The sequence below is a fragment of the Pseudomonas sp. C 49-2 genome, assembly GCF_003970195.1.
Classification (GTDB): domain Bacteria; phylum Pseudomonadota; class Gammaproteobacteria; order Pseudomonadales; family Pseudomonadaceae; genus Aquipseudomonas; species Aquipseudomonas canadensis.
Genome location: NZ_RXYG01000005.1, coordinates 128,405 through 155,061, shown reverse-complemented (window position 1 = coordinate 155,061; position 26,657 = coordinate 128,405). Strand labels below are relative to the sequence as shown.

Genomic DNA, 26,657 nt, shown 5'->3' with positions numbered 1-26,657 from the left:
ATCAATCGATGTATTCGAACACCTTCACGATTTTCTGCACACCGGACACACCCTGCACCAGGTTGGCTGCACGAGTGGCTTCAGCCTGGGTGAGCAGGCCCATCAGGTAGACGATGCCGTTGTCGGTCACGACCTTGATGCGCGAACCAGGGATCGCGTTATCGGTGAGCATCTGTGCCTTGATCTTGGTAGTCAGCAGTGCGTCGTTGCTGATGGCCAGCAGGGTGATCGGGTCCATCACCTGCAATTCGTTGTGGACCTTTTTCACGCGTTGTACGGCAGCGGCGGCTTGTTCGGCCTGGGCCTTGAGGTCGGCGCGTGGCGTCTGGCCGGCGAGCAGCACAACGCCGTTGAAGCTGGTCACTACGATACGCGAAGCACCATTGCCCAGATCGGGCGCGGCCTTGGCGACGTTGACTTCAACCTTGGTCTCGATCAGCGAGTCATCGATCTTGCTGCCGAAGGTGCGGGTGCCCTTGTCATCCTGAATAGGGGTGTCGCGTGTTGCAGTGATGGCCGTGCTGCAGCCGCTGATAGCGAGGCACAGGGTGATGGCCAAAAGGCTGAGGCGGTTAACGGTCATTCTTCACTCCCAAACAGTTGGCTGTCGATCAGATCGCACAGGCAGTGGATCGCCAGCAGGTGGACTTCCTGGATACGTGCGGTGACATTGGCCGGGACACGGATCTCCACGTCTTCAGGCAACAGCAGCGAGGCCATGCCACCGCCATCGCGTCCGGTCAATGCTACGACAATCATTTCGCGATCATGTGCGGCCTGGATCGCCTGAATAATATTCGCCGAGTTGCCGCTGGTAGAAATCGCCAGCAGCACATCGCCGGGTTGGCCTAGGGCGCGGATCTGCTTGGAGAAGATTTCGTTGTAGCTGTAGTCGTTGGCGATCGAAGTAATCGTCGACGAATCGGTGGTCAAGGCGATGGCCGGCAGGCTCGGGCGCTCACGCTCGAAGCGGTTGAGCAGCTCAGACGAGAAATGTTGGGCATCGCCGGCCGAACCGCCGTTGCCGCACGAAAGCATTTTGCCCTCGTTGAGCAAGGTATTGACCATGACCTGACTGGCTTGCTCGATGTGCGGTGCAAGTACGTCCATCGCCTGTTGCTTGGTGTCGATGCTGGCCTGGAAAAGCTGGCGAATTCGGGATTGCATGTCCATCTGTGTGACCTTAAGTAGCGCGGCTGTTTGGCACAGGAATGTGCAGCCCGCAAAGCAAAGAGCAAAAGTGTGTGGTGAAGATGTCCGGCGAATCAGCTGTCGAAGGCATCTTTGAGCCAGTTCAGATCAGCCTGACCAGACGGTGTGCTTTCTATGGCGACCACATCGAAACGGCAGGGGGCGTCGGCCCAGCGATGCTCTTTTTGCAGGAAAAACTGCGCGGCGAGTATCAGCTTTTGACGCTTGCGCCCATCAATACTGGCGAGCGCGCCACCCCATTGTGCGTGTTTTCTGTAGCGGACTTCGACGAATACTACTGTATCGCCGTCAAGCATGACCAGATCAAGCTCGCCGCGTTTACACAACCAGTTCTGCGCCAGCAGGCGCAGACCCTGTTGTTGCAAGTGTTTCAGAGCTTGTAGTTCGGCATCCTTGCCGCTTTGTGCGCTGGACCGCTCAGGCATCAGCGCGGGGTGTCCGGCAGGCGCTGGATCTCGCCGCCGACAAACTTGGCCCACGGCATCTGGCGATCAACGCGCTGGTTGGTGCTGATGCCCAGGTTGCCCGAAAGACCGTCAACACGGGTGTCCGGCAGGGCCTTGAGTTGTCCCAGGCGCGGCGCCAGGCGGTAGGCATCGACGCCCATCGCGTACAGGCGGCCGAGGCTGCCATTCGCTTGCGGCCATTGCGCGGCAACCTGGTTGCGCAGTGGGTCGGTGGTGTTGAGCAGCCAAGGGGTTTCGCAGAACATCACGTTGGTCATGTCCAGGTACTGATTCTTGTCGCCGCTGGCGCTGAATACGTGAGACGTGGCGTACACCGGCACATCACCGGCATATTGGAAGTTCAGGGTTGGCTTGATCTGTTGGGCCAGTTGCGGGGTTACGGCCAGGAAGATGAACTCGATGTCCTGGCGACGCGAAGGCTGCGCGGCCACGTCGGTGCCAACGGTGCTTTGCAGGCTTTTGGCGCGGCCTTCGCTTTTGCGCAATTGGAACAAGTCGGCAATCTGCTGGGCCAGGGCGACTGGTTGATCGACGTACTCAACCCCCATGACCTGGCCGCCATTGGCTTCCCAGTCCTGGCGGAAGGCCTTGTAGACACGCTCGCCCCATTCGCCACGCGGCACCATTGCGGCCGCACGGTGCAGGCCGTCGGCACGGGCGCGACGCGAGACTTCGCGGGCTTCGTCTTCTGCGGCCAGGCCGAATTGGAACAGTTGCGCGGGGCCTTGATCGGTCTCGCTGTAGTTCAGCGCCAGCGTGGTGATCGGCAGTTGCGGGCGAGCGCTCAGCTGTTTGACCAGCGGTTTCTCCAGTGGGCCGACCACCAGTTGCACGCCGTCAGCCTGGGCCTTGGCGTAGAAGTCGTCGAGGGAGTTGAGGCGCGAGCTGTCATAGAACTCAATCACCGGCGGCTTCTGCCCGGCTTGTTCGGCCTGGTAGTGCGCAGCCATGAAACCTTCACGCAGTGCCTTGCCGACGGAGGCCAACTGGCCATCCTGTGGCAGCAGCAGAGCGATCTTGGTCAGGGGCTGGCTCGCCAACTCCTTGAGTTTGGTCAGTGGTGTCGGCAATTGCACAGCGGCTGGGTGGCCTGGGTTCTGTGCACGCCAGGTGTCGATGGCCGCTTGTTGTTGCTCCAGCGTGCCCGCGCCTTTTACCGCCTGGGCCAGGGTGATCCAGCCGTCGAGCGTCGGGTTGCCGCTGGCTTGCAGCTGTTCGGCCGGCAGGGCGGCAATCAGAACCCAGATGGCTTCATGGTTGCTTTTGGCGGCATCGCCTGTGAGCAGTGGGGCCATGGCCACGCGTTCGCGGGCGGCGGCCAAGGTCTGGCCATCGGCTTCATACGCACGGGCATGCACGCTGCCGGTGCGGATCTGCTGTTCCGGCGGCAGCTCCTTCAGGCTTTGCAGGCTCGGGTGGTTCAAGGCGGTCAACGCGGCCTTGGGCTGGTTGCGCGCCATGGCTAGTTCGGCGGCCAGGGTACTGGCAAACACTTGCGCGGCTGGCTTGAGGGCATCCAGGGGCACCTGCGCAAGAATCTGCGACGAGCGGCCAGGGTTGTTCTGTTTGTAGGCCATGTCTGCCGCACTCAGGCGCAGCAGCGCGGCCTTTTCTGGTGTCTTGGCGGTGGTGGCCTGTTCGAGCAGTTGCTCGATACTGGCGTCCGGGGTCCGTGGAAGGTCGCCAAGGCTGGACGAGGGCGAGCTGGCACACGCGGCCAGCAAGGCAGCGAGGCAGAGGGCGGAGAGCAGCCGCAGGCAAGCGATCATGTAAGTGTTCCTGATACCGATCAAATTAGCGTGGAATTGTACCCAAGCACTGGCCCAGGCGCGATGTTACTGGCGTGAAACCTTCGATTTAGGTCGTGCAAATGTTGCAACGGGCGTTAAACGGCTGAAAAGGCATCGGCCGTGATGGCATATTTTCCAGGCGCCTACGCGCTACAATGTCGCTTTTGCCAACCATCGAGGTGTGCGTTTTGACTGCTCCAGGTCCTTTGAATTCCACTGCAGGCTCGCTTTTTGTCGTGGCGACGCCCATTGGCAACCTGGACGACATCAGTGCCCGGGCATTGAAAGTGTTGCGCGAGGTTAAATTGATCGCGGCTGAAGACACCCGTCACTCCCAGCGGTTGATGCAGCATTTTGGTATCAGCACGCCATTAGCGGCTTGCCATGAGCACAACGAGCGCGAGGAAGGCAGTCGCTTTATTGTGCGCCTGCTGGCCGGCGACGATGTGGCGTTGATCTCTGACGCGGGCACGCCGCTGATCTCCGACCCCGGCTACCACTTGGTGCGCCAAGCGCGGGCTGCTGGTATCAATGTAGTGCCTGTTCCGGGTGCGTGCGCGCTGATCGCAGCATTGTCGGCGGCAGGCCTACCGTCCGACCGTTTCATCTTTGAGGGTTTTCTGCCGGCTAAAGCAGTAGGGCGTCGTGCGCGCCTTCAAGCGCTGAAGGAAGAGCCGCGCACCCTGATCTTCTATGAGGCCCCGCATCGCATCCTTGAATGCCTGCAGGACATGGAGCTGGTGTTTGGCGGCGAACGCCTTGCGTTGCTGGCCCGCGAGCTGACCAAGACCTTTGAAACCCTCAAGGGCCTGCCGTTGGAAGAGCTGCGTGCGTTCGTCGAGGGCGACAGCAACCAACAACGCGGAGAGTGCGTGGTGCTGGTGGCGGGCTGGACCGCGCCTGAGGATGAAGATGCCGTGGGCAGCGAGGCCATGCGCATTCTGGATCTGCTGCTCAAGGAAATGCCACTCAAGCGTGCAGCGGCTCTGGCGGCGGAAATTACTGGCGTGCGCAAGAACCTCTTGTATCAAGCGGCGCTGGATAAGCAGAAAGCCGATTAGTTCCAGCGTTAAACCTGTATTCCGTCTGAACGTGATGGCAATTCTGAACTTTTATTACTTGTCCTAAGTCCGCCGTGCCGTTAACCTGCGCGGCGGAGAGTCGATTGGACAGTCGCTGCCCTCTATGAAAATTAGGGGGGGGAGGAAAGTCCGGGCTCCATAGGGCGAAGTGCCAGGTAATGCCTGGGAGGCGTGAGCCTACGGAAAGTGCCACAGAAAATAACCGCCTAAGCGCTTCGGTGCCGGTAAGGGTGAAAAGGTGCGGTAAGAGCGCACCGCACGACTGGCAACAGTTCGTGGCTAGGTAAACCCCACTTGGAGCAAGACCAAATAGGGTCCCAAGGCGTGGCCCGCGCTGGGACCGGGTAGGTTGCTAAAGATGTCCAGTGATGGCCATCGTAGACGAATGACTGTTCAAGACAGAACCCGGCTTACAGATCGACTCTCCACCTTTTTCCTTCTGTCCGAATCTCGGGCAGAAAACCGGTAGTAACGCAAGAATCCCTCCCTGCCGAATCATTGGCAGATGCGTCTTCGTAATACCAAAAAAATCTTACTCTTAATAAATTACTTTAACTTCGAGCTATAGCTCTTTGAGCTATCTGCGCTTGTTGGGCCAAAAACATCACCGAACTCTGGTTTCTCCTCCCTTTACGCTCCTAAATCTCCGTTCTGTAAGGCTTTTCCTTGAATCCGCGCCTTGACGGTGTGGTGGGCGCATTCCTATAGTGTGCGCAAGTGGCGGAAAGTGGCACAAAGTGGGTTTTTTGAACGTAAAACGCTAAAATTTGGAGAAACGCATCTGTGTTTCGCGGAGCTAACGCTATCAGTCTCGATGCAAAAGGCCGTCTCGCCATGCCGAGCCGGTATCGTGACGAGCTCATTTCGCGAAGTTCCGGACAGTTGATCATCACGATCGATGCCGTTGACCCTTGTTTATGTGTTTACCCCCTCGATGAGTGGGAGTTGATTGAAACCAAATTGCGCGCCTTGCCTTCATTGCGTGAAGAGAACCGCCGCCTGCAGCGTTTGCTGATCGGTAATGCCGTCGACCTCGAGTTGGATGGCAGCGGTCGTTTCCTGGTGCCTCCGCGTCTGCGCGAGTACGCCAAGCTGGACAAGCGCGCAATGCTGGTCGGCCAACTGAACAAGTTCCAATTGTGGGACGAAGATGCCTGGGATGCTGTTTCTGCAGCTGACCTGGCTGCTATTCAACAACCGGGCGCTATGCCTGATGAACTGCGTGATTTGATCCTGTGACTATTGATAGCGGCTTTAACCACATCACCGTACTGCTTGACGAAGCCGTTGAGGCTCTCGCCGTACGCGCGGATGGCTGCTATCTGGATGGCACGTTTGGCAGAGGCGGGCACAGCCGGTTGATACTCAGCCAGCTCGGGTCCGACGGTAAGCTCCTTGGGTTCGACAAAGACCCTCAAGCGATTGCCACCGGGCAAGCGCTAGCGGCCGAAGACGGCCGCTTTGTCGTTGTGCAGCGCAGCTTTGCCGAGCTGGGCGCTGAAGTCGCCGAGCGCGGCATGGCGGGCAAGGTGGCCGGGGTTTTGCTCGACTTGGGCGTGTCTTCGCCACAGCTCGACGACCCGGAACGTGGATTCAGTTTCATGAATGACGGCCCGCTCGATATGCGCATGGACCCGACTCGGGGTATCAGCGCAGCGGAGTTCATTGCGACCGCACCTCATGAAGAAATCACCCGCGTGTTCAAGGAATACGGTGAAGAACGCTTCGCCGGTCGCATGGCCCGTGCCGTGGTCGAACGTCGTGAAATCCAGCCGTTCGAGCGCACCGCTGATCTGGCCGAAGTGCTGAAAGTCGCCAACCCGGCATGGGAAAAAGGCAAGAACCCAGCGACCCGTGCGTTCCAGGGCCTGCGCATTCACGTCAACAACGAATTGGGTGACTTGGAGGCCGGCCTTGAGGCTGCCCTCGAAGCGCTGGAAGTGGGCGGTCGCCTGGTGGTGATCAGCTTCCACTCCCTGGAAGACCGTATCGTCAAACTGTTCATGCGTCGCCTGGTCAAGGGTGAGTCCGACAACCTGCCGCGCAACCTGCCGGTTCGTTTCGAAGCCTTTGTGCCGAAAATCAAAATCCATGGCAAAGCGCAGTTCGCTTCCGAAGCCGAACTCAAAGCCAACCCACGTTCCCGCAGCGCCGTCATGCGCGTTGCCGAGAAGTTGCGGTGAGCAAGCTTTTCGCCAAGCCCCTCCCGGGCGGCAGCTTCTTTATGATGCTGCTGTTTGTCGGTGTGTTGGTTTCCGCGATTGCGGTGTCCTACAGCGCCCACTACAACCGTCAACTGCTCAATACCCTGTATGGGGAATTGAGTGTGCGTGACAAAGCGCAGGCGGAGTGGGGGCGGTTGATCCTCGAGCAAAGCACCTGGACGGCCCATAGCCGCATCGAAGTGCTGGCCACCGAGCAGCTGAAAATGCACATTCCTGGCGCGGCTGAAGTCCGCATGGTGGCGCCATGATGAAACTCGAGGGTGCACTCTACCCCTGGCGTTTCCGCCTGATGCTCGGCTTGCTGGCATTGATGGTCGGTGCGATTGCCTGGCGGATCATCGATCTGCAAGTAGTCGACCGTGACTTCCTGATCGGCGAGGGCAACGCCCGTAGCTTGCGTCATATTCCGATTCCTGCACACCGCGGCCTGATCACCGACCGCAACGGCGAGCCCTTGGCCGTTAGTACCCCGGTGACCACTCTGTGGGCGAACGCAAAGGAACTGCAGGTCGCCAAGGATCGTTGGCCGGCCCTTGCCGCTGCGCTGGGACAAGACCCGAAAGCCTTGGCTGAGCGCCTGGAAGCCCAGGCCAATAAAGAGTTTATCTACCTGGTTCGCGGGCTGACCCCTGAACAAGGCCAGCAAGTGCTCGACCTTAAAGTCCCCGGTGTCTACGGCATCGAGGAATTCCGTCGTTTCTACCCGGCCGGTGAAACCACTGCGCATATGGTCGGCTTCACCGACATCGATGACCATGGCCGCGAAGGCGTGGAACTCGCCTACGATGAATGGCTCGCCGGGGTTCCCGGCAAGCGACAAGTCATCAAGGATCGGCGCGGCAGACTGATCAAGGATGTCCAAGTCACCAAAAACGCCAAGGCCGGTAAGCCCTTGGCGTTGTCGATTGACCTGCGCCTGCAATACCTGGCCAACCGCGAGCTGCGTAACGCGATCATCGAGAACGGCGCCAAGGCCGGCAGCCTGGTGATCATGGACGTGAAGACCGGCGAGATCCTCGCTATGGTCAACCAGCCGACCTACAACCCCAACAACCGTCGCAACCTGCAACCGGCGATGATGCGCAACCGCGCGATGATCGACGTGTTCGAACCGGGTTCGACCATGAAAGCCATCTCCATGAGTGCCGCCCTCGAAACCGGACGCTGGAAGCCTAGCGACAAGGTCGAGGTGTATCCAGGCACCTTGCAGTTGGGCAAATACACCATTCGTGACGTGTCGCGCACCGAAGGTCCGGTACTGGATTTGACAGGTATCCTGATCAACTCCAGTAACGTGGGCATGAGTAAGGTCGCCTTCGATATCGGTGGCGAAACCATCTACCACCTGGCGCAGAAGATCGGTCTGGGCCAGCCCACTGGCCTCGATTTCCCAGGCGAGCGCGTGGGCAACCTACCGAACTATCGCGACTGGAAAAAGGCCGAGACCGCCACGCTTTCCTACGGCTACGGCCTGTCGGTGACGGCGATCCAGCTGGCCCACGCTTTCTCTGTATTGGCGAATAATGGCCGGATGGTTCCGCTGAGCCTTATCCATGTCGACGAAGCGCCGAAAGCCACCCAGGTGATCCCGGAAAACGTCGCCAAGACCATGCAAGGCATGCTGCAACAAGTGATCGAAGCACCGCGTGGCGTATTCCGTGCCCAGGTGCCGGCGTACCACGTGGCCGGCAAGTCGGGTACCGCGCGTAAAACCTCGGTGGGCACCAAGGGCTACGCCGAAAACTCCTACCGTTCACTGTTCGCCGGCTTTGGCCCGATGAGCGATCCGCGCTACGCCATCGTCGTTGTGATCGATGAGCCGAGCAAAGCCGGTTACTTCGGTGGCCTGGTATCGGCGCCGGTGTTCAGCAAAGTGATGTCCGGCACCCTGCGCCTGATGAACATCACGCCGGATAACCTGCCGCCGACGCAACAAGCGAACGCCGGACCACCGGCTGCTGCCGTAAAAGCCAATGGAGGGCGCGGCTGATGTCTCTTAGCCTGAACAAGATTTTTGCCCACGCCGGTCGCGATCTGCTGATTCGCGAATTGAGTCTGGATAGCCGCAATGTGCGTGCCGGTGACCTGTTCCTGGCCGTGCCTGGCGGTAAATTCGATGGCCGTGCGCACATCGCCGACGCGTTGCAACGCGGCGCGGCTGCCGTGGCCTATGAAGTGGAAGGCGCCACTGTGCTGCCGATTACTGATGTTCCGTTGATTCCAGTCAAAGGTCTGGCCAAGCAGCTCTCGGACATCGCCGGGCGTTTTTATGGTGATCCGAGTCGACACGTCAATCTGGTCGGCGTCACCGGCACCAACGGCAAGACCAGCGTGACCCAACTGATCGCCCAGGCACTTGACCTGCTAGGTCAGCATTGCGGCATCGTCGGCACACTGGGCACCGGTTTCTACGGCGCGCTGCAAAGCGGCCTGCACACCACGCCGAACCCAATCGCCGTGCAAGCAACCCTGGCCGACCTGAAAAAGGCCGGCGCCAAGGCGGTTGCCATGGAAGTGTCGTCCCACGGTCTGCATCAAGGCCGCGTTGCTGCGCTGGCGTTTGATGTGGCGGTGATGACCAACCTGTCCCGTGATCACCTTGATTACCACGGCACCATGGAAGCCTACGCTGCCGAGAAGGCCAAGCTGTTTGCCTGGAACGACCTCAAGTGCCGGGTGGTAAACCTGGATGACGAGTTTGGCCGCCAACTGGCTGCCGAAGAACGTGAATCGCGCCTGATCAGCTACAGCCTGGAAGACGCCAGCGCGTACCTGTATTGCCGCGAAGCCCACTTCAACGACGAAGGTGTCCGCGCCACACTGGTGACGCCGCAGGGCGAGCATCATTTGCGCAGCAGCCTGCTCGGTCGCTTCAACCTGAGCAACACCCTGGCGGCAGTCGGTGCATTGCTCGGCCTGGATTACGCTCTCGACGAAATCCTGCGTGTACTGCCGAAGCTGGAAGGCCCGGTCGGTCGCATGCAGCGCCTGGGTGGCGGCAAGCAGCCGTTGGTAGTAGTCGATTACGCCCACACGCCGGATGCCCTGGAAAAAGTCCTGGTTGCCCTGCGCCCACATGCCAAGGGCAAGCTGTTGTGCCTGTTCGGTTGCGGCGGTGACCGTGATCGCGGCAAACGTCCGCTGATGGCCGAGATCGTCGAGCGCCTGGCCGATGGCGTGCTCGTCACCGACGACAACCCTCGCAGCGAAGACCCGAGCCAGATTTTCGACGACATCCGTATCGGCTTCAAAGACGTGTCCAAGGCCTCGTTTGTCGCCGGCCGCGGCGCCGCCATCGCCCAATTGATCGCCAGCGCCGGTGCTGACGACGTGGTGGTGTTGGCCGGTAAAGGTCACGAGGACTATCAGGAAATCAACGGCGAGCGCCACGCTTTCTCCGATCTGGTCGAGGCCGATCACGCCTTGACCGCCTGGGAGGTCGCCCATGCTTAAAGCGATGACATTCAGCGAACTGACCCAGGCCCTGTCGGCCCGAGTGTTGTCGAGCGATTGCAGTTTCGATGGCGTCAGTATCGACAGCCGCGCCATCAAGCCTGGGCAATTGTTTGTTGCCCTGGCTGGCCCGCGTTTCGATGGTCACGACTACCTGAATGACGTCGCTGCCAAAGGTGCCGTCGGTGCGTTGGTGCAGCGCGAAGTGCCTGATTCAACGTTGCCGCAGTTGCTGGTCGCCGACACACGTCTGGCGCTGGGCCAACTGGGTGCGCTGAACCGTGCGGCCTTTGATAAGCCCGTTGCAGCCATCACCGGCTCCAGCGGCAAGACCACGGTCAAGGAACTGCTCGCCGGCGTGTTGCGCACGCGCGGCCCGGTCCTCGCGACCCGTGGCAACCTGAACAATGATTTCGGCGCTCCGCTGACCCTGCTTGAACTGGCCCCGGAACACACGGCGGCCGTGATCGAACTGGGAGCGTCGCGCGTCGGCGAAATCGCCTACACCGTGGCGCTGACCAAGCCTCACGTGGCAATCATCAATAACGCCGGTACCGCCCACGTTGGCGAGTTCGGTGGCCCGGAAAAAATTGTCGAAGCCAAGGGCGAAATCCTTGAAGGCCTTGATGCATCGGGCACTGCTGTCTTGAATCTCGACGACAAGGCCTTCGAAACCTGGCGTGTGCGTGCCGCCGGTCGCAAGGTCCTGACGTTTGCCGTGCTCAATGCCGCGGCTGATTTCCATGCCTCGAACATTACCGTTGATGCGCGTGGCTGCCCGTCCTTTACCTTGCACACCCCGCAAGGCAACCAACACGTGCAACTGAATTTGCTGGGCAACCACAACGTCGCCAATGCCTTGGCCGCCGCCGCAGCCGCTTACGCCTTGGGCGTGTCGCTGTTCGGTATCGCCACGGGTTTGGGCGCGGTGCAGCCGGTCAAAGGGCGCACCGTGGCGCAGTTGGCCAGCAACGGCATGCGCGTGATCGACGACACCTATAACGCCAACCAGTCCTCCATCTGCGCCGCCATCGACCTGCTCAAAAGCTTCGACGGCCGCAAGGTTTTGGTGCTGGGTGATATCGCCGAACTGGGCGAGTGGGCCGAACAGTCCCACCGCGACGTCGGCGCCTACGCCGCTGGCAAAGTCGACGCGCTGTACGCCGTCGGCCTGCACATGGCGCACGCCGTCAGCGTATTCGGCCCTGGTGCCCGTCATTTTGCGACCCAGGCCGAGCTGATCCAGGCGCTGACGGCGGCTGAACACGACAAACACACAACCATTTTGATCAAGGGATCGCGCAGCGCGGTGATGGAAAACGTCGTCGCGGCCTTGTGTGGCTCAAGTACGGAGAAACATTAATGCTGCTGCTGCTGGCTGAGTATCTGCAACAGTTCCACAAAGGCTTCGCGGTCTTTCAGTACCTGACCCTGCGCGGGATCCTGGGTGTGCTGACCGCGCTGTGTTTGTCGCTGTTTCTGGGGCCGTGGATGATCCGCACCCTGCAGAACCTGCAAATTGGTCAATCGGTTCGTAATGACGGCCCGCAGTCGCACCTGTCCAAATCCGGCACTCCGACCATGGGCGGCGCACTGATCCTGTCGTCCATCGGTATCAGCACCCTGTTGTGGGCCGACTTGCATAACCGCTACGTGTGGACGGTGTTATTGGTGACCTTGCTGTTCGGTGCTATCGGCTGGGTGGATGACTACCGCAAGGTGATCGAGAAGAACTCGAAAGGCCTGCCAAGTCGCTGGAAGTATTTCTGGCAGTCGGTGTTCGGCCTCGGCGCTGCGATATTCCTCTACACCACTGCGCCAAGCGCGGTCGAAACCACCTTGATCATCCCGATGCTCAAGGACGCCAGCATTCCCCTGGGCGTCGGCTTCGTGGTGCTGACCTACTTCGTGATCGTCGGCTCCAGCAACGCGGTCAATCTGACCGATGGCCTCGACGGTCTGGCGATCATGCCGACAGTGATGGTGGGCGGCGCGCTCGGCATCTTCTGCTACCTGTCGGGTAACGTGAAATTCGCTGAATACCTGCTGATCCCTTACGTACCGGGCGCGGGTGAATTGATCGTGTTCTGCGGCGCGCTGATCGGTGCCGGCCTGGGCTTTCTGTGGTTCAACACGTATCCCGCACAAGTCTTCATGGGTGACGTCGGCGCACTGGCGCTGGGCGCGGCCCTCGGCACCATTGCCGTGATCGTTCGCCAGGAAATCGTGCTGTTCATCATGGGCGGTGTGTTCGTGATGGAAACCCTGTCGGTGGTCATCCAGGTGGCGTCCTTCAAGTTGACCGGGCGCCGCGTGTTCCGTATGGCGCCGATTCACCACCACTTTGAACTCAAGGGCTGGCCCGAGCCACGCGTGATCGTCCGCTTCTGGATCATCACCGTGATTCTGGTGCTGATCGGCCTTGCCACCCTGAAACTGAGGTAGAAACGAGTGTCCCTGATCGCTTCAGACCACTTCCGCATCGTTGTCGGCCTCGGCAAGAGCGGCATGTCCCTGGTTCGCTTCCTGGCGAACCGGGGCAAGCCGTTTGCCGTGGCCGACACGCGGGAAAATCCACCGGAGCTGGTCACGCTGCGCCGTGACTACCCGCACGTGGAAGTGCGTTGTGGCGAGTTGGATGTCGAGTTTCTGTGCCGCGCCGACGAGCTCTACGTGAGCCCCGGCCTGGCCATCGCGACCCCGGCCCTGCAAGCCGCCGCCGCCCGTGGCGTGAAGCTGTCCGGCGACATCGACCTGTTCGCGCGTAACGCGCAGGCGCCGATCGTGGCTATCAGCGGTTCCAACGCGAAAAGCACCGTGACCACCCTGGTCGGCGAGATGGCGGCTGCGGCTGGCAAGCGCGTCGCCGTGGGCGGCAACCTCGGCACCCCGGCGCTGGACCTGCTCAGCGACGATGTCGAGCTGTATGTGATGGAGCTGTCGAGCTTCCAGCTGGAAACCACCCACGATCTCGGTGCCGAAGTGGCGACTGTATTGAACGTGAGTGAAGACCACATGGACCGCTACAGCGGCCTGCCGGCCTATCACTTGGCCAAGCACCGGATCTTCCGTGGCGCCAAGCAAGTGGTGGTCAACCGTCAGGACGCGTTGAGCCGTCCGCTGATGGGCGAAGGCCTGCCATGCTGGACCTTCGGCCTGAGCAAACCTGATTTCAAAGCCTTCGGCATTCGCGAAGAGAACGGCGAGAAATACCTGGCCTTCGAATTCCAGAACCTGATGCCGGTGCGCGAGCTGAAAATCCGTGGCGCCCATAACCAGTCCAACGCCCTGGCAGCTCTGGCGCTGGGCCATGCTGTCGGGCTGCCGTTCGACGCCATGCTGTCGGCCCTGCGTACTTTCGGCGGCCTGGAGCATCGCTGCCAGTGGGTGCGCGATCTCGACGGCGTCAGCTATTACAACGATTCCAAGGCCACCAACGTCGGTGCTGCCCTGGCGGCTATTGAAGGCCTTGGCGCCGATATCGAAGGCAAGCTGGTGCTGATCGCCGGTGGCGACGGCAAGGGCGCAGACTTCAAGGACCTTAAAGGCCCGGTCGCCGAGCATTGCCGCGCCGTGGTGCTGATGGGCCGCGACTCCGATTTGATTGCCGACGCCCTCGGCGATGCCGTGCCGCAAGTGCGCGCTACCTCCCTGGACGATGCCATCGCGCAATGCCAAGCCCTGGCCCAGCCGGGCGATGCGGTGCTGCTGTCGCCGGCGTGCGCCAGTTTCGACATGTTCAAGAACTACGAGGAGCGCGGCCAGCTGTTCGCCGCCGCCGTGGAGGCCTTGGCATGAGCATTAACTTCAGAAATATCATCAAGCCGTACCCATCGCCGATCATTACTGGGCGCGGTATCGACCTCGATTTCCCGATGCTCGCCGGTTGCCTGGCGCTGTTGGGCCTGGGCCTGGTGATGATCACCTCGGCTTCGTCCGAAGTGGCGGCCGTGCAGTCGGGCAACACTCTGTACATGATGATCCGTCACCTGGTGTACCTGGTGATCGGCCTTGGCGCGTGCATCGTCACCATGATGATCCCGATCGCCACCTGGCAACGCCTGGGTTGGCTGATGCTGATCGGTGCGTTCGGCTTGCTGATCATGGTGATCCTGCCCGGCATCGGCCGGGAGGTGAACGGTTCGATGCGCTGGATCGGCTTCGGCGCGTTCAACGTGCAGCCGTCGGAAATCGCCAAGGTGTTCGTGGTGATCTACCTGGCCGGTTATCTGGTGCGTCGCCAGAAAGAAGTACGCGAAAGCTGGATGGGCTTCTTCAAGCCGTTCATCGTGCTGTTGCCGATGGCCGGCCTGTTGCTGATGGAGCCCGACTTCGGTGCCACCGTCGTGATGATGGGGGCGGCGGCGGCGATGCTGTTCCTTGGCGGCGTGGGGCTGTTCCGCTTTACCTTGATGGTGGTGCTGGCCGTGGCGGCCGTGACCATTCTGGTGCAGGCGCAACCCTACCGGATGGCGCGTCTGATTACCTTTACCGACCCCTGGTCCGACCAGTTCGGTTCCGGCTACCAGTTGACCCAGGCGCTGATCGCCTTCGGTCGCGGCGAGTGGCTCGGCGTGGGCCTGGGCAACAGCGTGCAGAAGCAGTTCTACCTGCCGGAAGCGCACACCGACTTCGTGTTCTCGGTGCTCGCTGAAGAGCTCGGCGTGGTCGGTTCGCTGTGCACCGTCGCGCTGTTCGTGTTCGTGTGTGTGCGCGGCATGTACATCGGCCTGTGGGCCGAGAAGGCCAAACAGTATTTCGCTGCTTATGTGGCGTACGGCTTGTCGTTCCTGTGGATCGGCCAGTTCCTGATCAACATTGGTGTAAACGTCGGCCTGCTGCCGACCAAGGGCCTGACCTTGCCGTTCCTCAGTTATGGCGGCAGTTCGTTGGTGATCTGCTGCGCGTGCCTGGGCTTGTTGTTGCGCATCGAGTGGGAGAGTCGAACCCACCTGGGCAGCGAAGAGATGGAATTCAGCGAAAGCGATTTTGCCGAGGAGCCAACCCATGGGCGCTAACGTGCTGATCATGGCAGGCGGCACCGGGGGCCATGTGTTCCCGGCCCTGGCTTGCGCGCGCGAATTCCAGAACCGTGGCTACACCGTGCACTGGTTGGGCACGCCGCGTGGCATTGAAAACGAACTGGTACCGAATGCCGGTTTGCCGCTGCACCTGATCAACGTCACGGGCCTGCGTGGCAAGAGCAAATTGTCCCTGCTCAAGGCGCCGTTCGTGTTGCTCAAGGCGGTGTGGCAGGCACGCAAAGTCATTCGTGAACTGAAACCGGTGTGTGTCCTCGGTTTTGGTGGCTATGTGACCGGCCCTGGTGGCGTCGCCGCCAAGCTCGCCGGTGTGCCGGTGATCGTGCACGAGCAGAACGCCGTCGCCGGCACCGCCAACCGTCTGTTGGTGCCCTTGGCCGCTCGGGTGTGTGAAGCGTTCCCGAAAACTTTTGGCGCGTCGGACAAGCTGCGTACCACCGGCAACCCGGTGCGCACTGAACTGTTCATGGACATCGCCCGTGAAGCACTGCAAGGGCGCAAGCCGCACCTGCTGGTCATGGGCGGCAGCCTGGGCTCCGAGCCGTTGAACAAACTGCTGCCGGAAGCCCTGGCGCAACTCCCCGTGGAATTGCGTCCGGAGGTCTTCCATCAGGCCGGCAAAGATCACGGTGAAGTCACCGCCACGCGTTATCGCGAAGCCGGTGTTGAGGCGAACGTACAGCCTTTCATCAAAGACATGGCCCACGCCTATGGCTGGGCCGACCTGGTGGTCTGCCGCTCCGGTGCGCTGACCGTCAGTGAACTGGCTGCCGCCGGTCTGCCGTCCTTGCTGGTGCCTTTGCCCCACGCGATCGACGATCACCAGACCCGCAATGCCGAATATTTGGCCGGGGAGGGCGCTGCCTTCCTGCTGCCGCAAAGAACGACTGGCGCCGCCGATTTGGCCGCACGCCTGACTGAGGTTTTGATGCAACCGGAACGACTCAATAGCATGGCGAGCACCGCAAGCCGCCTGGCCAAACCTGACGCAACCCGCACCGTGGTCGATATCTGCCTGGAGGTGGCCCATGGTTGAGAATCAGAAAGCCATGCCGCAACCGGAAATGCGCCGCATCCGTCGTATCCACTTTGTCGGTATCGGCGGCGTGGGCATGTGCGGTATTGCCGAAGTGTTGCTGAACCTGGGCTACCAGGTGTCCGGCTCCGACTTGAAAGAGTCGCCGGTCACTGATCGCCTGAAAACCTTCGGCGCGCAGATCTTCATCGGCCACCGCGCGGAGAACGCCTCCGAGGCTGACGTGCTGGTGGTGTCCAGCGCCGTGAACACCTCCAACCCGGAAGTGGCCACTGCCCTTGAGCGCCGCATTCCCGTGGTGCCACGCGCCGAGATGCTGGCTGAGCTGATGCGTTATCGCCATGGCATCGCCGTCGCCGGTACTCACGGCAAAACCACCACCACCAGCCTGATCGCCTCGGTGTTCGCGGCCGGTGGCCTAGACCCGACGTTCGTCATCGGTGGCCGCCTGAATGCAGCCGGCACCAATGCACAATTGGGCACCAGCCGTTACCTGATCGCCGAAGCCGATGAAAGTGACGCGAGCTTCCTGCACCTGCAACCGCTAGTCGCTGTCGTCACCAACATCGACGAAGATCACATGGCGACCTACGACGGTGACTTCAACAAGTTGAAGAAAACCTTCGTCGAGTTCCTGCACAACCTGCCGTTCTACGGCCTGGCCGTGGTGTGCCTGGACGATCCGGTGGTGCGTGAAATCCTGCCATTGGTCAAACGTCCGACCGTGACCTACGGCTTCAGCGAAGACGCCGACGTGCGCGCCATCAATGTGCGACAGGAAGGCATGCAAACCTTCTTCACCGTGCTGCGTCCGGAGCGCGAGCCGCTGGATGTCTCGGTGAACATGCCAGGCAATCACAACGTCCTCAATTCCTTGGCGACTATTTGCATCGCCACCGACGAAGGCGTCAGCGATGAGGCCATCGTCGAAGGTCTGTCGCGCTTTGCCGGCGTGGGCCGTCGCTTCCAGGTCTACGGCCAGTTGCCGGTAGAAGGCGGTGACGTGATGCTGGTGGACGACTACGGTCATCACCCGACCGAAGTTGCTGCCGTGATCAAGGCCGTGCGCGGTGGCTGGCCGGAGCGCCGTCTGGTGATGGTGTACCAGCCACACCGCTATAGCCGTACCCGCGACCTGTACGACGATTTCGTCAATGTATTGGCCGATGCCAACGTGCTGTTGCTGATGGAGGTGTACCCGGCCGGTGAAGAACCGATCCCGGGCGCCGACAGCCGCAAGCTGTGCAACAGCATCCGTCAGCGTGGCCAGTTGGACCCGATCTACATCGAGCGTGGTGTAGACCTGGCGCCGATTGTCAAGCCGCTGCTGCGGGCCGGTGACATTTTGCTGTGCCAGGGTGCCGGTGATATTGGTGGCCTTGCCCCTAAATTGCTGGCGAGCCCGCTCTTTGCCGCCGCGAAGGGGAAGTCGAAATGATCACTGACTACGGCTCCCTGTTTTCCACAATCGCACCCGCTGACTTCGGTCGCGTAGCGGTGTTGTTCGGCGGCAAAAGCGCTGAACGTGAAGTGTCGCTCAAGTCCGGCAACGCTGTGCTCGAAGCCCTGCAAAGCGCCGGCGTGAACGCCTTCGGCATCGACGTGGGCGATGACTTCCTCGCTCGCCTTCTGGCCGAGAAGATCGATCGCGCCTTCATCATCCTCCACGGCCGTGGCGGTGAAGACGGCAGCATGCAAGGCCTGTTGGAGTGCGCCGGCATCCCTTACACCGGCAGCGGCATCCTTGCCTCCGCGCTGGCGATGGACAAGTTGCGCACCAAGCAGGTGTGGCACAGCCTGGGCATTCCAACCCCGCGTCACAGTGTTCTGTGCAGCGAAGACGATTGTATTTCTGCAGCCAAGGAACTGGGCCTGCCTTTGATCGTCAAACCTGCCCATGAAGGCTCCAGTATCGGCATGGCTAAAGTGAACTCGGCCGCCGAATTGATCGACGCATGGAAAGCGGCAAGTACCTACGATTCGCAAGTGTTGGTGGAACAGTGGATTTCCGGTCCCGAGTACACCATCGCCACCCTGCGTGGTCAGGTTTTGCCACCTATCGCATTGGGCACGCCCCACACCTTTTACGACTACGACGCCAAGTACCTGGCTTCCGATACCCAGTACCGGATCCCGTGCGGCCTTGACGCAAGCAAAGAACAGGAATTGATGGACCTCACGGCGAAAGCCTGTGAGGCGCTGGGTATCGCCGGTTGGGCGCGCGCAGACGTGATGCAGGATGACCAAGGGAATTTCTGGTTCCTGGAAGTCAACACCGCACCGGGCATGACCGACCACAGCCTGGTACCTATGGCAGCCCGTGCGGCCGGTTTGGACTTCCAGCAGTTGGTGCTGGCGATCCTGGCCGACAGCATTGAGCCAAGAGGCTAAGGACATGAAAGGCGCATCGCTTCGTCATCAGCCCCCACAAGCACCGAGCCGCAAGCCGGTGCCACGGGGTGCCAGCCGAATGGTGGCTAAAGAGCCGATGTCGGCGCGCCTGCCGAAAGCCAACTTTGGTTTCCTCAAGGCGCTGTTCTGGCCGGTGTTGCTGGTAGTGCTGGGCTTCGGAACCTACGAAGGCGCGCAGCGTCTGTTGCCGTACGCCGACCGGCCGATCACCAAGATCAGCGTGCAGGGCGACTTGAGCTACATCAGCCAGCAAGCGGTACAGCAGCGCATCGGCCCGTACCTGGCGGCAAGCTTCTTTACCATCGACCTGGCCGGTATGCGCGCGGAGCTGGAACAAATGCCGTGGATCGCCCACGCCGAAGTCCGCCGCGTATGGCCGGACCAAGTGACGATCCGTCTGGAAGAACAACTGCCCGTGGCCCGTTGGGGCGACGAAGCGCTGTTGAACAACCAGGGCCAGGCGTTCACCCCGCGTGAGCTGGCGAACTACGAGCACCTGCCGCAGCTGTTCGGGCCGCAGCGGGCGCAGCAACAAGTGATGCAGCAGTACCAGGCCTTGAGCCAGATGCTGCGGCCAATGGGCTTCTCCATTGCACGCCTGGAACTGCGTGAACGGGGTAGCTGGTTTTTGACGACCGGGGCAGGCAGTTCCGGCCCGGGCATCCAGTTGTTGCTGGGACGCGACCGCTTGGTGGAAAAGATGCGCCGCTTCATTGCCATCTATGACAAGACCTTGAAAGAACAGATTACGAACATTGCGAGCGTCGACCTGCGTTACGCCAACGGCCTTGCCGTCGGCTGGCGTGAACCGGCTGCGCCCACGGCAGCGCAACCCGCTGTCGCGAAGAATTAAGAAGAGGCAGGACCCATGGCAAACGTGCAAAGCGGCAAAATGATCGTCGGTCTCGATATCGGCACCTCCAAAGTGGTGGCGCTGGTGGGCGAGGTCGGGGAAGACGGCGTCATCGAAATCGTCGGTATTGGCACGCATCCGTCCCGGGGCCTGAAGAAGGGCGTGGTGGTGAACATCGAGTCCACCGTGCAATCGATCCAGCGCGCCATCGAAGAAGCGCAGCTGATGGCCGGTTGCCGGATCCACTCGGCATTCGTTGGCGTGGCGGGCAACCATATCCGCAGCCTGAACTCCCACGGCATCGTGGCAATCCGCGACCGCGAAGTCAGCTCCGCCGACCTTGAGCGCGTCCTTGACGCTGCCCAGGCCGTGGCGATCCCTGCTGACCAGCGCGTGTTGCACACGCTGCCGCAGGACTACGTGATCGACAACCAGGAAGGCGTTCGTGAGCCGCTGGGCATGTCCGGCGTACGTCTGGAAGCCAAGGTCCACGTGGTGACCTGCGCCGTCAACGCCGCACAGAACATTGAAAAATGCGTGCGCCGCTGCGGCCTGGAAATCGACGACATCATTCTCGAGCAGTTGGCCTCGGCCTATTCGGTACTGACCGACGACGAGAAAGAGCTGGGCGTGTGCCTGGTCGACATCGGCGGCGGCACCACCGACATCGCGATCTTCACCGAGGGTGCGATCCGTCACACTGCCGTGATCCCGATTGCCGGCGACCAGGTGACCAACGACATCGCCATGGCGCTGCGTACACCGACCCAGTACGCCGAAGAAATCAAGATTCGCTACGCCTGCGCCCTGGCCAAACTGGCCGGTGCCGGCGAGACCATCAAGGTGCCGAGCGTGGGCGATCGTCCACCGCGTGAACTGTCGCGCCAGGCCCTGGCCGAAGTGGTCGAGCCGCGCTACGACGAACTGTTCACCCTGATCCAGGCGGAACTGCGTCGCAGCGGCTACGAAGATTTGATCCCGGCCGGCATTGTGCTGACCGGTGGCACCTCGAAGATGGAAGGCGCGGTCGAACTGGCCGAGGAAATCTTCCACATGCCAGTCCGCCTGGGCGTGCCCCATGGCGTCAAAGGCTTGGGCGACGTAGTACGCAACCCGATTTATTCCACCGGTGTGGGCTTGCTGTTGTACGGACTGCAAAAGCAGACCGACGGCATTTCCCTGTCGGGCCCGAGCAACCGTGACAGCTACCGCAGCGACGACGAGGCGAAAGCGCCGTTGTTCGAGCGTTTGCAGGCATGGGTCAAAGGCAATTTTTAAGATTTACCGCGACACCGTTGTAAGCAGTAGGCGAAAAAACTAGAGAAAACGAAAGGAGAGGGAACATGTTCGAACTCGTAGACAACATCCCCGCAAGCCCGGTCATCAAAGTGATCGGTGTCGGCGGTGGCGGCGGCAACGCTGTCAACCACATGGTCAAAAGCAACATTGAAGGCGTTGAATTCATCTGCGCCAACACTGATGCCCAGGCGCTGAAAAGTATCGGCGCGCGGACCATCCTGCAATTGGGCACAGCCGTGACCAAGGGCCTCGGCGCTGGCGCCAACCCGGAAGTCGGCCGTCAAGCCGCGCTGGAAGACCGCGAGCGTATTGCTGAAGTGCTGCAAGGCACCAACATGGTGTTCATCACCACCGGCATGGGCGGCGGTACCGGTACCGGTGCTGCGCCGATCATTGCCGAAGTGGCCAAGGAAATGGGCATTCTGACGGTCGCTGTCGTGACCCGTCCGTTCCCGTTCGAAGGCCGCAAGCGCATGCAGATTGCCGACGAAGGTATCCGTCTGCTGTCTGAAAGCGTCGACTCGTTGATCACCATCCCCAACGAGAAACTGCTGACTATCCTGGGCAAGGACGCAAGCCTGCTGTCCGCGTTCGCCAAGGCTGACGATGTACTGGCCGGTGCCGTTCGCGGTATCTCCGACATCATCAAGCGCCCAGGCATGATCAACGTCGACTTTGCCGACGTACGCACCGTGATGAGCGAAATGGGCATGGCGATGATGGGCACTGGCTGCGCCAGCGGTCCGAACCGTGCGCGTGAAGCCACCGAAGCGGCCATCCGCAACCCGTTGCTGGAAGACGTGAACCTGCAAGGTGCACGCGGCATTCTGGTGAACATCACCGCCGGTCCTGACCTGTCCCTGGGTGAGTACTCCGACGTGGGTAGCATCATCGAAGCCTTCGCTTCCGAGCACGCGATGGTCAAAGTCGGTACCGTGATCGATCCGGACATGCGCGACGAGCTGCATGTAACCGTGGTTGCGACCGGCCTGGGTGCAAAAATCGAGAAGCCTGTGAAGGTGATCGACAACACCCTGCACAACGCCCAAGCCAGCCACGCCAGCCAAGCGGCTGCCGCTCCAGCGCCTTCGCGCCAGGAACTGCCGTCGGTGAACTACCGTGATCTGGACCGTCCGACCGTGATGCGCAACCAGGCTCAGGCCGGTGCTGCGGCGTCCCGTAGCCCGAATCCGCAAGATGACCTGGACTACCTGGACATCCCGGCATTCTTGCGTCGTCAGGCCGATTAATGGAATGTATCAGGGCTATGAAGGTGATTGGTGTTCAGCAAAGGTCTGGTCTGCTATTATCGCCAGCCTTTGTTGATACCAGTTCGCAATTTGCGCTCAAGCGGTCCAAGCCATGATTAAACAACGCACCCTGAAGAATATTATCCGTGCCACAGGTGTAGGTCTGCACTCCGGGGAGAAGGTATACCTGACCCTCAAACCTGCACCTGTCGACACCGGCATCGTGTTTGTTCGTGCCGACCTGGACCCTGTGGTGCAGATTCCTGCTCGCGCGGAAAACGTTGGCGAAACCACGATGTCGACCACATTGGTCAACGGTGACGTCAAAGTGGATACGGTGGAGCACTTGCTCTCGGCCATGGCTGGCCTGGGCATCGATAACGCCTACGTCGAGCTCTCCGCGTCCGAAGTCCCGATCATGGATGGCAGCGCTGGACCCTTCGTATTCTTGATTCAATCTGCCGGCCTGGAAGAACAGGACGCAGCCAAGAAGTTCATTCGCATTCTGCGGGAAGTGACAGTAGAAGACGGCGACAAGCGCGCCACCTTCGTCCCGTTCGAAGGCTTTAAAGTGAGCTTTGAGATCGATTTCGATCACCCGGTATTCCGTGACCGCACCCAAAGTGCAAGCGTGGATTTTTCCAGCACTTCGTTCGTAAAAGAAGTCAGCCGCGCCCGTACCTTTGGTTTCATGAGTGACATCGAGTACCTGCGCAAGCACAACCTCGCACTCGGCGGCAGCGTTGAAAACGCCATTGTGGTCGACGCGGATGGTGTACTGAACGAAGACGGCCTTCGCTACGAAGACGAATTCGTGAAGCACAAGATCCTCGATGCAATCGGTGACCTCTACCTGCTGGGCAACAGCCTGATAGGCGAGTTCAAAGGCTTCAAGTCGGGCCACGCCCTTAACAACCAGCTGCTGCGCAAGTTGATTGAGCAGACAGACGCTTGGGAAGTCGTGACCTTCGAAGATGCCAGCACCGCACCGATCTCTTACATGCGTCCCGTTGCGGCGGTGTAAGTAACAACTCTCTTTCTTTAGTTTTGAAAGGCTATCTTCGGGTGGCCTTTTTTTATGCCTGAATTTTAGGGTGCTTAGTGGCGATCGGGCCTATTGTGGTGAGCGGGCTTGTTGTGGTGAGCGGGCTTGCCCCGCGCTGGGCTGCGGAGCGGCCTCAGTACTGCCAGCGCGGTTCAGCCTGAAGAAGTGCGGCGTCTGTTTTTAGGGCCGCTTCGCGCCCCAGCGCGGGGCAAGCCCGCTCACCACAGAAACGCCGTGTTCATTAAAGGACCGAAGCATCCACGATACGGTTGCGCCCGGTGTGCTTGGCTTCATAGAGCGCCTGATCCGCACTCAGCAGGAGCGCCTCCAGCGACAGGCGACTGCGCTTGTCCCATGTGCTCATGCCAATGCTCACCGTAATCGGCTGGTCATCGCCTGCCACCTTGGGCAAGTGCTCGATGGCGCTGCGGATGTGCTCGGCGATCACCCAGGCGCCCTTGGCGTCGGTCACCGGCAGCACCACCGCAAACTCTTCGCCGCCATAACGTGCGGCCAGGTCGGCCGGTCGGCGGATGTTGCTGCCGATCACCTGGGCCACGCTGCGCAACGCGTCGTCGCCACCGTGATGGCCGTGGCGGTCGTTGAAGGCCTTGAAGTGGTCCACGTCAATCATCAGCACCGTCAGCGGCTCGGTGGAGCGCTGAGCGCGGTCCCACTCAAGGCGCAGGCGTTCATCCAGAACGCGCCGGTTGGCCAGGCCGGTCAACGCATCGGTGGCTGCCAGTTCTGACAGTACTCGTTCAGCGCGACGCCGCCGTCGCAGTTCCCGGCGTAGCAACCAGGTCAGCCACAACAAACCGGCGCAGAGCACCCCGGTGGCACCACTGGTCAGCAGTGCCGCGCGTCTCCAGGGCGCGAATACGTCCTCGCTGGACAATGCAACCACCACGATCAGCGGCAGGGCACCGACATTGGTAAAGGTATACAGGCGCTCTTTACCACTGATGGCAGAGATCGCCTGAAAGCTGCCGCTTCCGTCGCGCAGTATTCGCTTGAAGTTAGGCCGGTCACTCAGGTCCTTGTCGATCATGTCGCGTTCGAGCAGCGGCTGCTGGGCCAGGAGAATGCCGTTGTTGTTCAGCAGGTTGACGCTGCTGCCGTTGCCGATGGTCAGGGTGTTGAAGAGCTGGTCGAAATACGCCAGGCGCATGGTCGCGACCGCTACGCCGACAAACTCCCCCTTGGGGCCCGACACACGTCGACTGAATGCCATGCGCCAGACCTGGTCGCAGTCGCAATGGATCTTGAAGGGTCGACTGATAAACAGGCCGGCGTTGGCGTCCTTGGCATGCACCTGGAAATAATCGCGGCTGGCAAAATTACGTGGCGTGGGCCGCAGTGTGGAGGAGTCGGCGATAACCTTGCCGTTGGCATCCAGCAGCAAGACCTCACCTTTGAAAGGCGCCGCCGTGGATAAATCAAACTGCACCAAGTGCTGGATATTGGCGGCAACCTGGGACAGGTCTTCACGTTGCGTGGCCGTAATCAGCCCGTTGAGCGCCAGGTCATACAGCTCGACGTTACGCAGCACGTCGGCGTTGATCAATTGGGCGATATTGGTGGTAGATCGCTTGGCCGCCTCAAGCGTGCTGGCGTGTTCGCGAATCAACAGCACCGCGACAATGATCACAATCAGGGCAACGCTGAGCCCGCTGCCCAGCATCAGTAACAACTCAGGATGTGCGGGTGAGGTACGAACAGGGCGTGGACTCATCGGGCAGACTTCAGCGGTGAGGATGCTGGCAGTTTAGTTCTACCCGATGAAAATTAAATACCTGGTTATAAAGAAAAAGACGTCTGTCAGAACACGTTGATCGGGTAGTCGACGATCACCCGGTATTCATCCACATCCCGATCCACCGCCGAGTAACCATTGCTGCCACGGTTGACCGCCCATTGCAGGCGCACCGCCAGGTCCTTGGCCTTGCCGCCCTGCACTACGTATTTCAGGTCGATGTCCCGTTCCCAATGCTTGGCGTCTTTACCGTCGGCGCTGTACCACGCGCTATAGCCACGACTTTGCGGGTCGACCTTGGTCAGGTCGGTCTTGCCGCTGATGTAGGACACGGCCGAGGTCAGGCCGGGCAGGCCCAGGCCGCCAAAGTTATAGGCGTACTTGAGTTTCCACGAGCGCTCATTGGGACCGTTGAAGTCGGAGTACTGCTGGGAGTTGTCCAGGTACACGCTGTCGCCCTGGGCGATGTAGTCGAACGGTGTGTTGCCGTTGACCCGCTGGTATGCGGCCGTGACGCTGTGATGGCCGACGTCCACGGTGAAGTGCAGGCTGTAGGTGTTGTTGTCGATATCCCCCAGCAGCGACTGCCCGGTGTCCTGGGTATGGTAGTAGTGCAGGCCGGGGTTGAGACTGATCATCTCGTTCACCACATAGGTGTAGTCCAGGTCGTAGTAGTACTGGTTCCACACGTCCTTGAGCTCGGAGGCGTAGAGGTTGCTGGTCAGCCCGTCGATGCCGCTGAACGACACGCCGGCCCAGTTCATGTGCTGGCTATCGGTATTGCTGGGCAGCGCACCATAGCTGGTGCCAATGCGGCGGTGGCCGCTCTGGTTGTAGAGCTTGGTGAAGCTGGCCTGGCCACCTTCGAACATCCAGCCGTCGAGGCTGTGGTTGGTCAGGCTCACGCCACGGAAGGTCTGCGGCAGCATGCGGGTTGCGCCGCCGGCGATCACTGGGTTATTGAGGAACAGGTCGCCGGCCCTCAACTCGGTATCGAACGCGCGCATTTTCAAAGCGCCACCCGCCGTCGAGAACGAGCCGGGCGCCTTACCGTTGCCACTGCCGTACGGAAGGATGCTGGAACCATCCGTACCGCCACCGCCGTCCAGCTTCAGACCGAGCATGGCATGGGCGTCCAGGCCGAAGCCGACGGTGCCCTGGGTGTAGCCGGATTCGAAGGTGCCGATGAAACCCTGGCCCCATTCCTTGCTGTCATCGGTGTGGATGTCGCGACGGTCGCGGTTCATGTAGTAGTTGCGGGTGTTGATATTGAGGTGGGCACCTTCGACGAAACCGTCGGCGGGGGTGGCGTCTGCCGCGTGGGCGAGGGGGGCAATCGTTGCTGCAATCGCGAGGAATAACGGGGTGAACGTCAGCGAGTTCTTCACCGGTGGAGCTCCTTTGGTCAATCGAAAACGGCCAATGTCGTTGGGTGTGCCTGGCCTTTTTTACGGCAAAAAAAAGCCGCTGAAGTCAGCGGCTTTAAGACAGATTCCCAGTGTAGAGCCCTGGAAAAAAGTCGAGGGAAATTCGGGTAAGCGGAGACTGCCTTTGCCGTCGCGCTCATCGATGCGTCAAATTAACGCAGGTGAGCGGTACGATACAGAGTGTAACAAGATAATGACTGTTGCCCAAATCGCAACAAACACACCACGGTCCCTGAGGGAGCCGGCTTGCCGGCGATAGCGGTGGGTCAGTAATGCACACGTCGACCCGAACACCGCCATCGCCGGCA

General features: G+C 60.6%; 23 protein-coding genes and 1 other RNA gene. 18 read left to right on the top strand and 6 right to left on the bottom strand.

Annotated features, from left to right (window positions below):
• Position 1 precedes the first annotated feature (1 nt).
• The 4 genes from EJ576_RS11850 to EJ576_RS11835 form a co-directional block, all read right to left on the bottom strand.
• Positions 2–583 carry a BON domain-containing protein gene (locus EJ576_RS11850; RefSeq protein WP_012722284.1) on the bottom strand — a complete coding sequence of 194 codons (582 nt, stop codon included), beginning with the start codon at positions 581–583 and terminating at the stop codon, positions 2–4.
• Complete coding sequence (locus tag EJ576_RS11845) at positions 580–1,173, bottom strand: phosphoheptose isomerase (protein WP_126570417.1); 594 nt, start codon at positions 1,171–1,173, stop codon at positions 580–582. The genes EJ576_RS11850 and EJ576_RS11845 overlap by 4 nt, the downstream gene beginning before the upstream one ends.
• Before the next feature lie 92 nt (positions 1,174–1,265).
• Positions 1,266–1,637, bottom strand: a complete 372-nt coding sequence (locus tag EJ576_RS11840) for a YraN family protein (RefSeq protein WP_010213054.1) — start codon at positions 1,635–1,637, stop codon at positions 1,266–1,268.
• Entirely contained in the window at positions 1,637–3,448 is a 1,812-nt protein-coding gene (locus EJ576_RS11835) for a penicillin-binding protein activator (RefSeq protein WP_123478200.1), read from the bottom strand. Before EJ576_RS11835 ends, EJ576_RS11840 begins: the two co-directional genes overlap by 1 nt.
• A gap of 176 nt (positions 3,449–3,624) precedes the next feature.
• On the opposite strand from EJ576_RS11835, the gene rsmI reads away from it, so the two are divergent.
• From rsmI to lpxC, 18 genes are all read left to right on the top strand, one after another.
• On the top strand, positions 3,625–4,530 hold the full coding sequence (rsmI, locus tag EJ576_RS11830) for a 16S rRNA (cytidine(1402)-2'-O)-methyltransferase (protein ID WP_161634132.1): 906 nt from the start codon (positions 3,625–3,627) through the stop codon (positions 4,528–4,530).
• A gap of 96 nt (positions 4,531–4,626) precedes the next feature.
• An RNA gene (gene rnpB, locus EJ576_RS11825) (RNase P RNA component class A) lies at positions 4,627–4,980 on the top strand.
• 354 nt (positions 4,981–5,334) lie between these two features.
• Complete coding sequence (gene mraZ, locus EJ576_RS11820; protein ID WP_003171868.1) at positions 5,335–5,790, top strand: division/cell wall cluster transcriptional repressor MraZ; 456 nt, start codon at positions 5,335–5,337, stop codon at positions 5,788–5,790.
• Positions 5,787–6,734, top strand: coding sequence for a 16S rRNA (cytosine(1402)-N(4))-methyltransferase RsmH (gene rsmH, locus EJ576_RS11815; RefSeq protein ID WP_016974952.1), 948 nt, complete (start codon positions 5,787–5,789; stop codon positions 6,732–6,734). The genes mraZ and rsmH overlap by 4 nt, the downstream gene beginning before the upstream one ends.
• Positions 6,731–7,024: a cell division protein FtsL gene (gene ftsL, locus EJ576_RS11810; RefSeq protein WP_016974953.1), complete on the top strand. Its 294-nt coding sequence runs from the start codon at positions 6,731–6,733 to the stop codon at positions 7,022–7,024. The genes rsmH and ftsL overlap by 4 nt, the downstream gene beginning before the upstream one ends.
• Positions 7,024–8,766 (top strand): penicillin-binding protein 2, encoded by a 1,743-nt coding sequence (locus tag EJ576_RS11805; protein WP_178083539.1) that lies wholly within the window; start codon positions 7,024–7,026, stop codon positions 8,764–8,766. The genes ftsL and EJ576_RS11805 overlap by 1 nt, the downstream gene beginning before the upstream one ends.
• Positions 8,766–10,229: a UDP-N-acetylmuramoyl-L-alanyl-D-glutamate--2,6-diaminopimelate ligase gene (locus tag EJ576_RS11800; protein ID WP_123478202.1), complete on the top strand. Its 1,464-nt coding sequence runs from the start codon at positions 8,766–8,768 to the stop codon at positions 10,227–10,229. Before EJ576_RS11805 ends, EJ576_RS11800 begins: the two co-directional genes overlap by 1 nt.
• Entirely contained in the window at positions 10,222–11,592 is a 1,371-nt protein-coding gene (gene murF, locus EJ576_RS11795; RefSeq protein ID WP_126570415.1) for a UDP-N-acetylmuramoyl-tripeptide--D-alanyl-D-alanine ligase, read from the top strand. The genes EJ576_RS11800 and murF overlap by 8 nt, the downstream gene beginning before the upstream one ends.
• Complete coding sequence (gene mraY, locus EJ576_RS11790) at positions 11,592–12,674, top strand: phospho-N-acetylmuramoyl-pentapeptide-transferase (protein ID WP_028618893.1); 1,083 nt, start codon at positions 11,592–11,594, stop codon at positions 12,672–12,674. Before murF ends, mraY begins: the two co-directional genes overlap by 1 nt.
• A 6-nt stretch (positions 12,675–12,680) precedes the next feature.
• Positions 12,681–14,027 (top strand): UDP-N-acetylmuramoyl-L-alanine--D-glutamate ligase, encoded by a 1,347-nt coding sequence (murD, locus tag EJ576_RS11785; protein ID WP_122723800.1) that lies wholly within the window; start codon positions 12,681–12,683, stop codon positions 14,025–14,027.
• Entirely contained in the window at positions 14,024–15,247 is a 1,224-nt protein-coding gene (gene ftsW, locus EJ576_RS11780; protein WP_016974959.1) for a putative lipid II flippase FtsW, read from the top strand. The genes murD and ftsW overlap by 4 nt, the downstream gene beginning before the upstream one ends.
• A complete protein-coding gene (gene murG, locus EJ576_RS11775; protein ID WP_122723802.1) occupies positions 15,237–16,307 on the top strand; it encodes an undecaprenyldiphospho-muramoylpentapeptide beta-N-acetylglucosaminyltransferase in 1,071 nt (356 codons plus the stop codon). Before ftsW ends, murG begins: the two co-directional genes overlap by 11 nt.
• Positions 16,300–17,745 carry a UDP-N-acetylmuramate--L-alanine ligase gene (gene murC / locus EJ576_RS11770; protein ID WP_122686131.1) on the top strand — a complete coding sequence of 482 codons (1,446 nt, stop codon included), beginning with the start codon at positions 16,300–16,302 and terminating at the stop codon, positions 17,743–17,745. The genes murG and murC overlap by 8 nt, the downstream gene beginning before the upstream one ends.
• Positions 17,742–18,698 (top strand): D-alanine--D-alanine ligase, encoded by a 957-nt coding sequence (locus tag EJ576_RS11765; protein WP_123478208.1) that lies wholly within the window; start codon positions 17,742–17,744, stop codon positions 18,696–18,698. Before murC ends, EJ576_RS11765 begins: the two co-directional genes overlap by 4 nt.
• A gap of 4 nt (positions 18,699–18,702) precedes the next feature.
• Positions 18,703–19,572 (top strand): cell division protein FtsQ/DivIB, encoded by an 870-nt coding sequence (locus EJ576_RS11760; RefSeq protein ID WP_016974963.1) that lies wholly within the window; start codon positions 18,703–18,705, stop codon positions 19,570–19,572.
• Between the two features lie 15 nt (positions 19,573–19,587).
• The gene (gene ftsA / locus EJ576_RS11755; RefSeq protein WP_010213031.1) at positions 19,588–20,850 is read left to right on the top strand and encodes a cell division protein FtsA; all 1,263 of its coding nucleotides are present in this window, start codon (positions 19,588–19,590) and stop codon (positions 20,848–20,850) included.
• 65 nt (positions 20,851–20,915) lie between these two features.
• The gene (gene ftsZ / locus EJ576_RS11750) at positions 20,916–22,121 is read left to right on the top strand and encodes a cell division protein FtsZ (protein ID WP_016974964.1); all 1,206 of its coding nucleotides are present in this window, start codon (positions 20,916–20,918) and stop codon (positions 22,119–22,121) included.
• Positions 22,122–22,233: 112 nt separating this feature from the next.
• Entirely contained in the window at positions 22,234–23,145 is a 912-nt protein-coding gene (gene lpxC, locus EJ576_RS11745) for a UDP-3-O-acyl-N-acetylglucosamine deacetylase (RefSeq protein ID WP_003171886.1), read from the top strand.
• A 262-nt stretch (positions 23,146–23,407) separates the two neighbouring features.
• On the opposite strand, the gene EJ576_RS11740 is transcribed toward lpxC, so the two are convergent.
• On the bottom strand, positions 23,408–24,901 hold the full coding sequence (locus EJ576_RS11740; RefSeq protein ID WP_123478210.1) for a sensor domain-containing diguanylate cyclase: 1,494 nt from the start codon (positions 24,899–24,901) through the stop codon (positions 23,408–23,410).
• Between the two features lie 86 nt (positions 24,902–24,987).
• Positions 24,988–26,310: an OprD family porin gene (locus EJ576_RS11735; RefSeq protein ID WP_123478212.1), complete on the bottom strand. Its 1,323-nt coding sequence runs from the start codon at positions 26,308–26,310 to the stop codon at positions 24,988–24,990.
• Positions 26,311–26,657 lie beyond the last annotated feature (347 nt).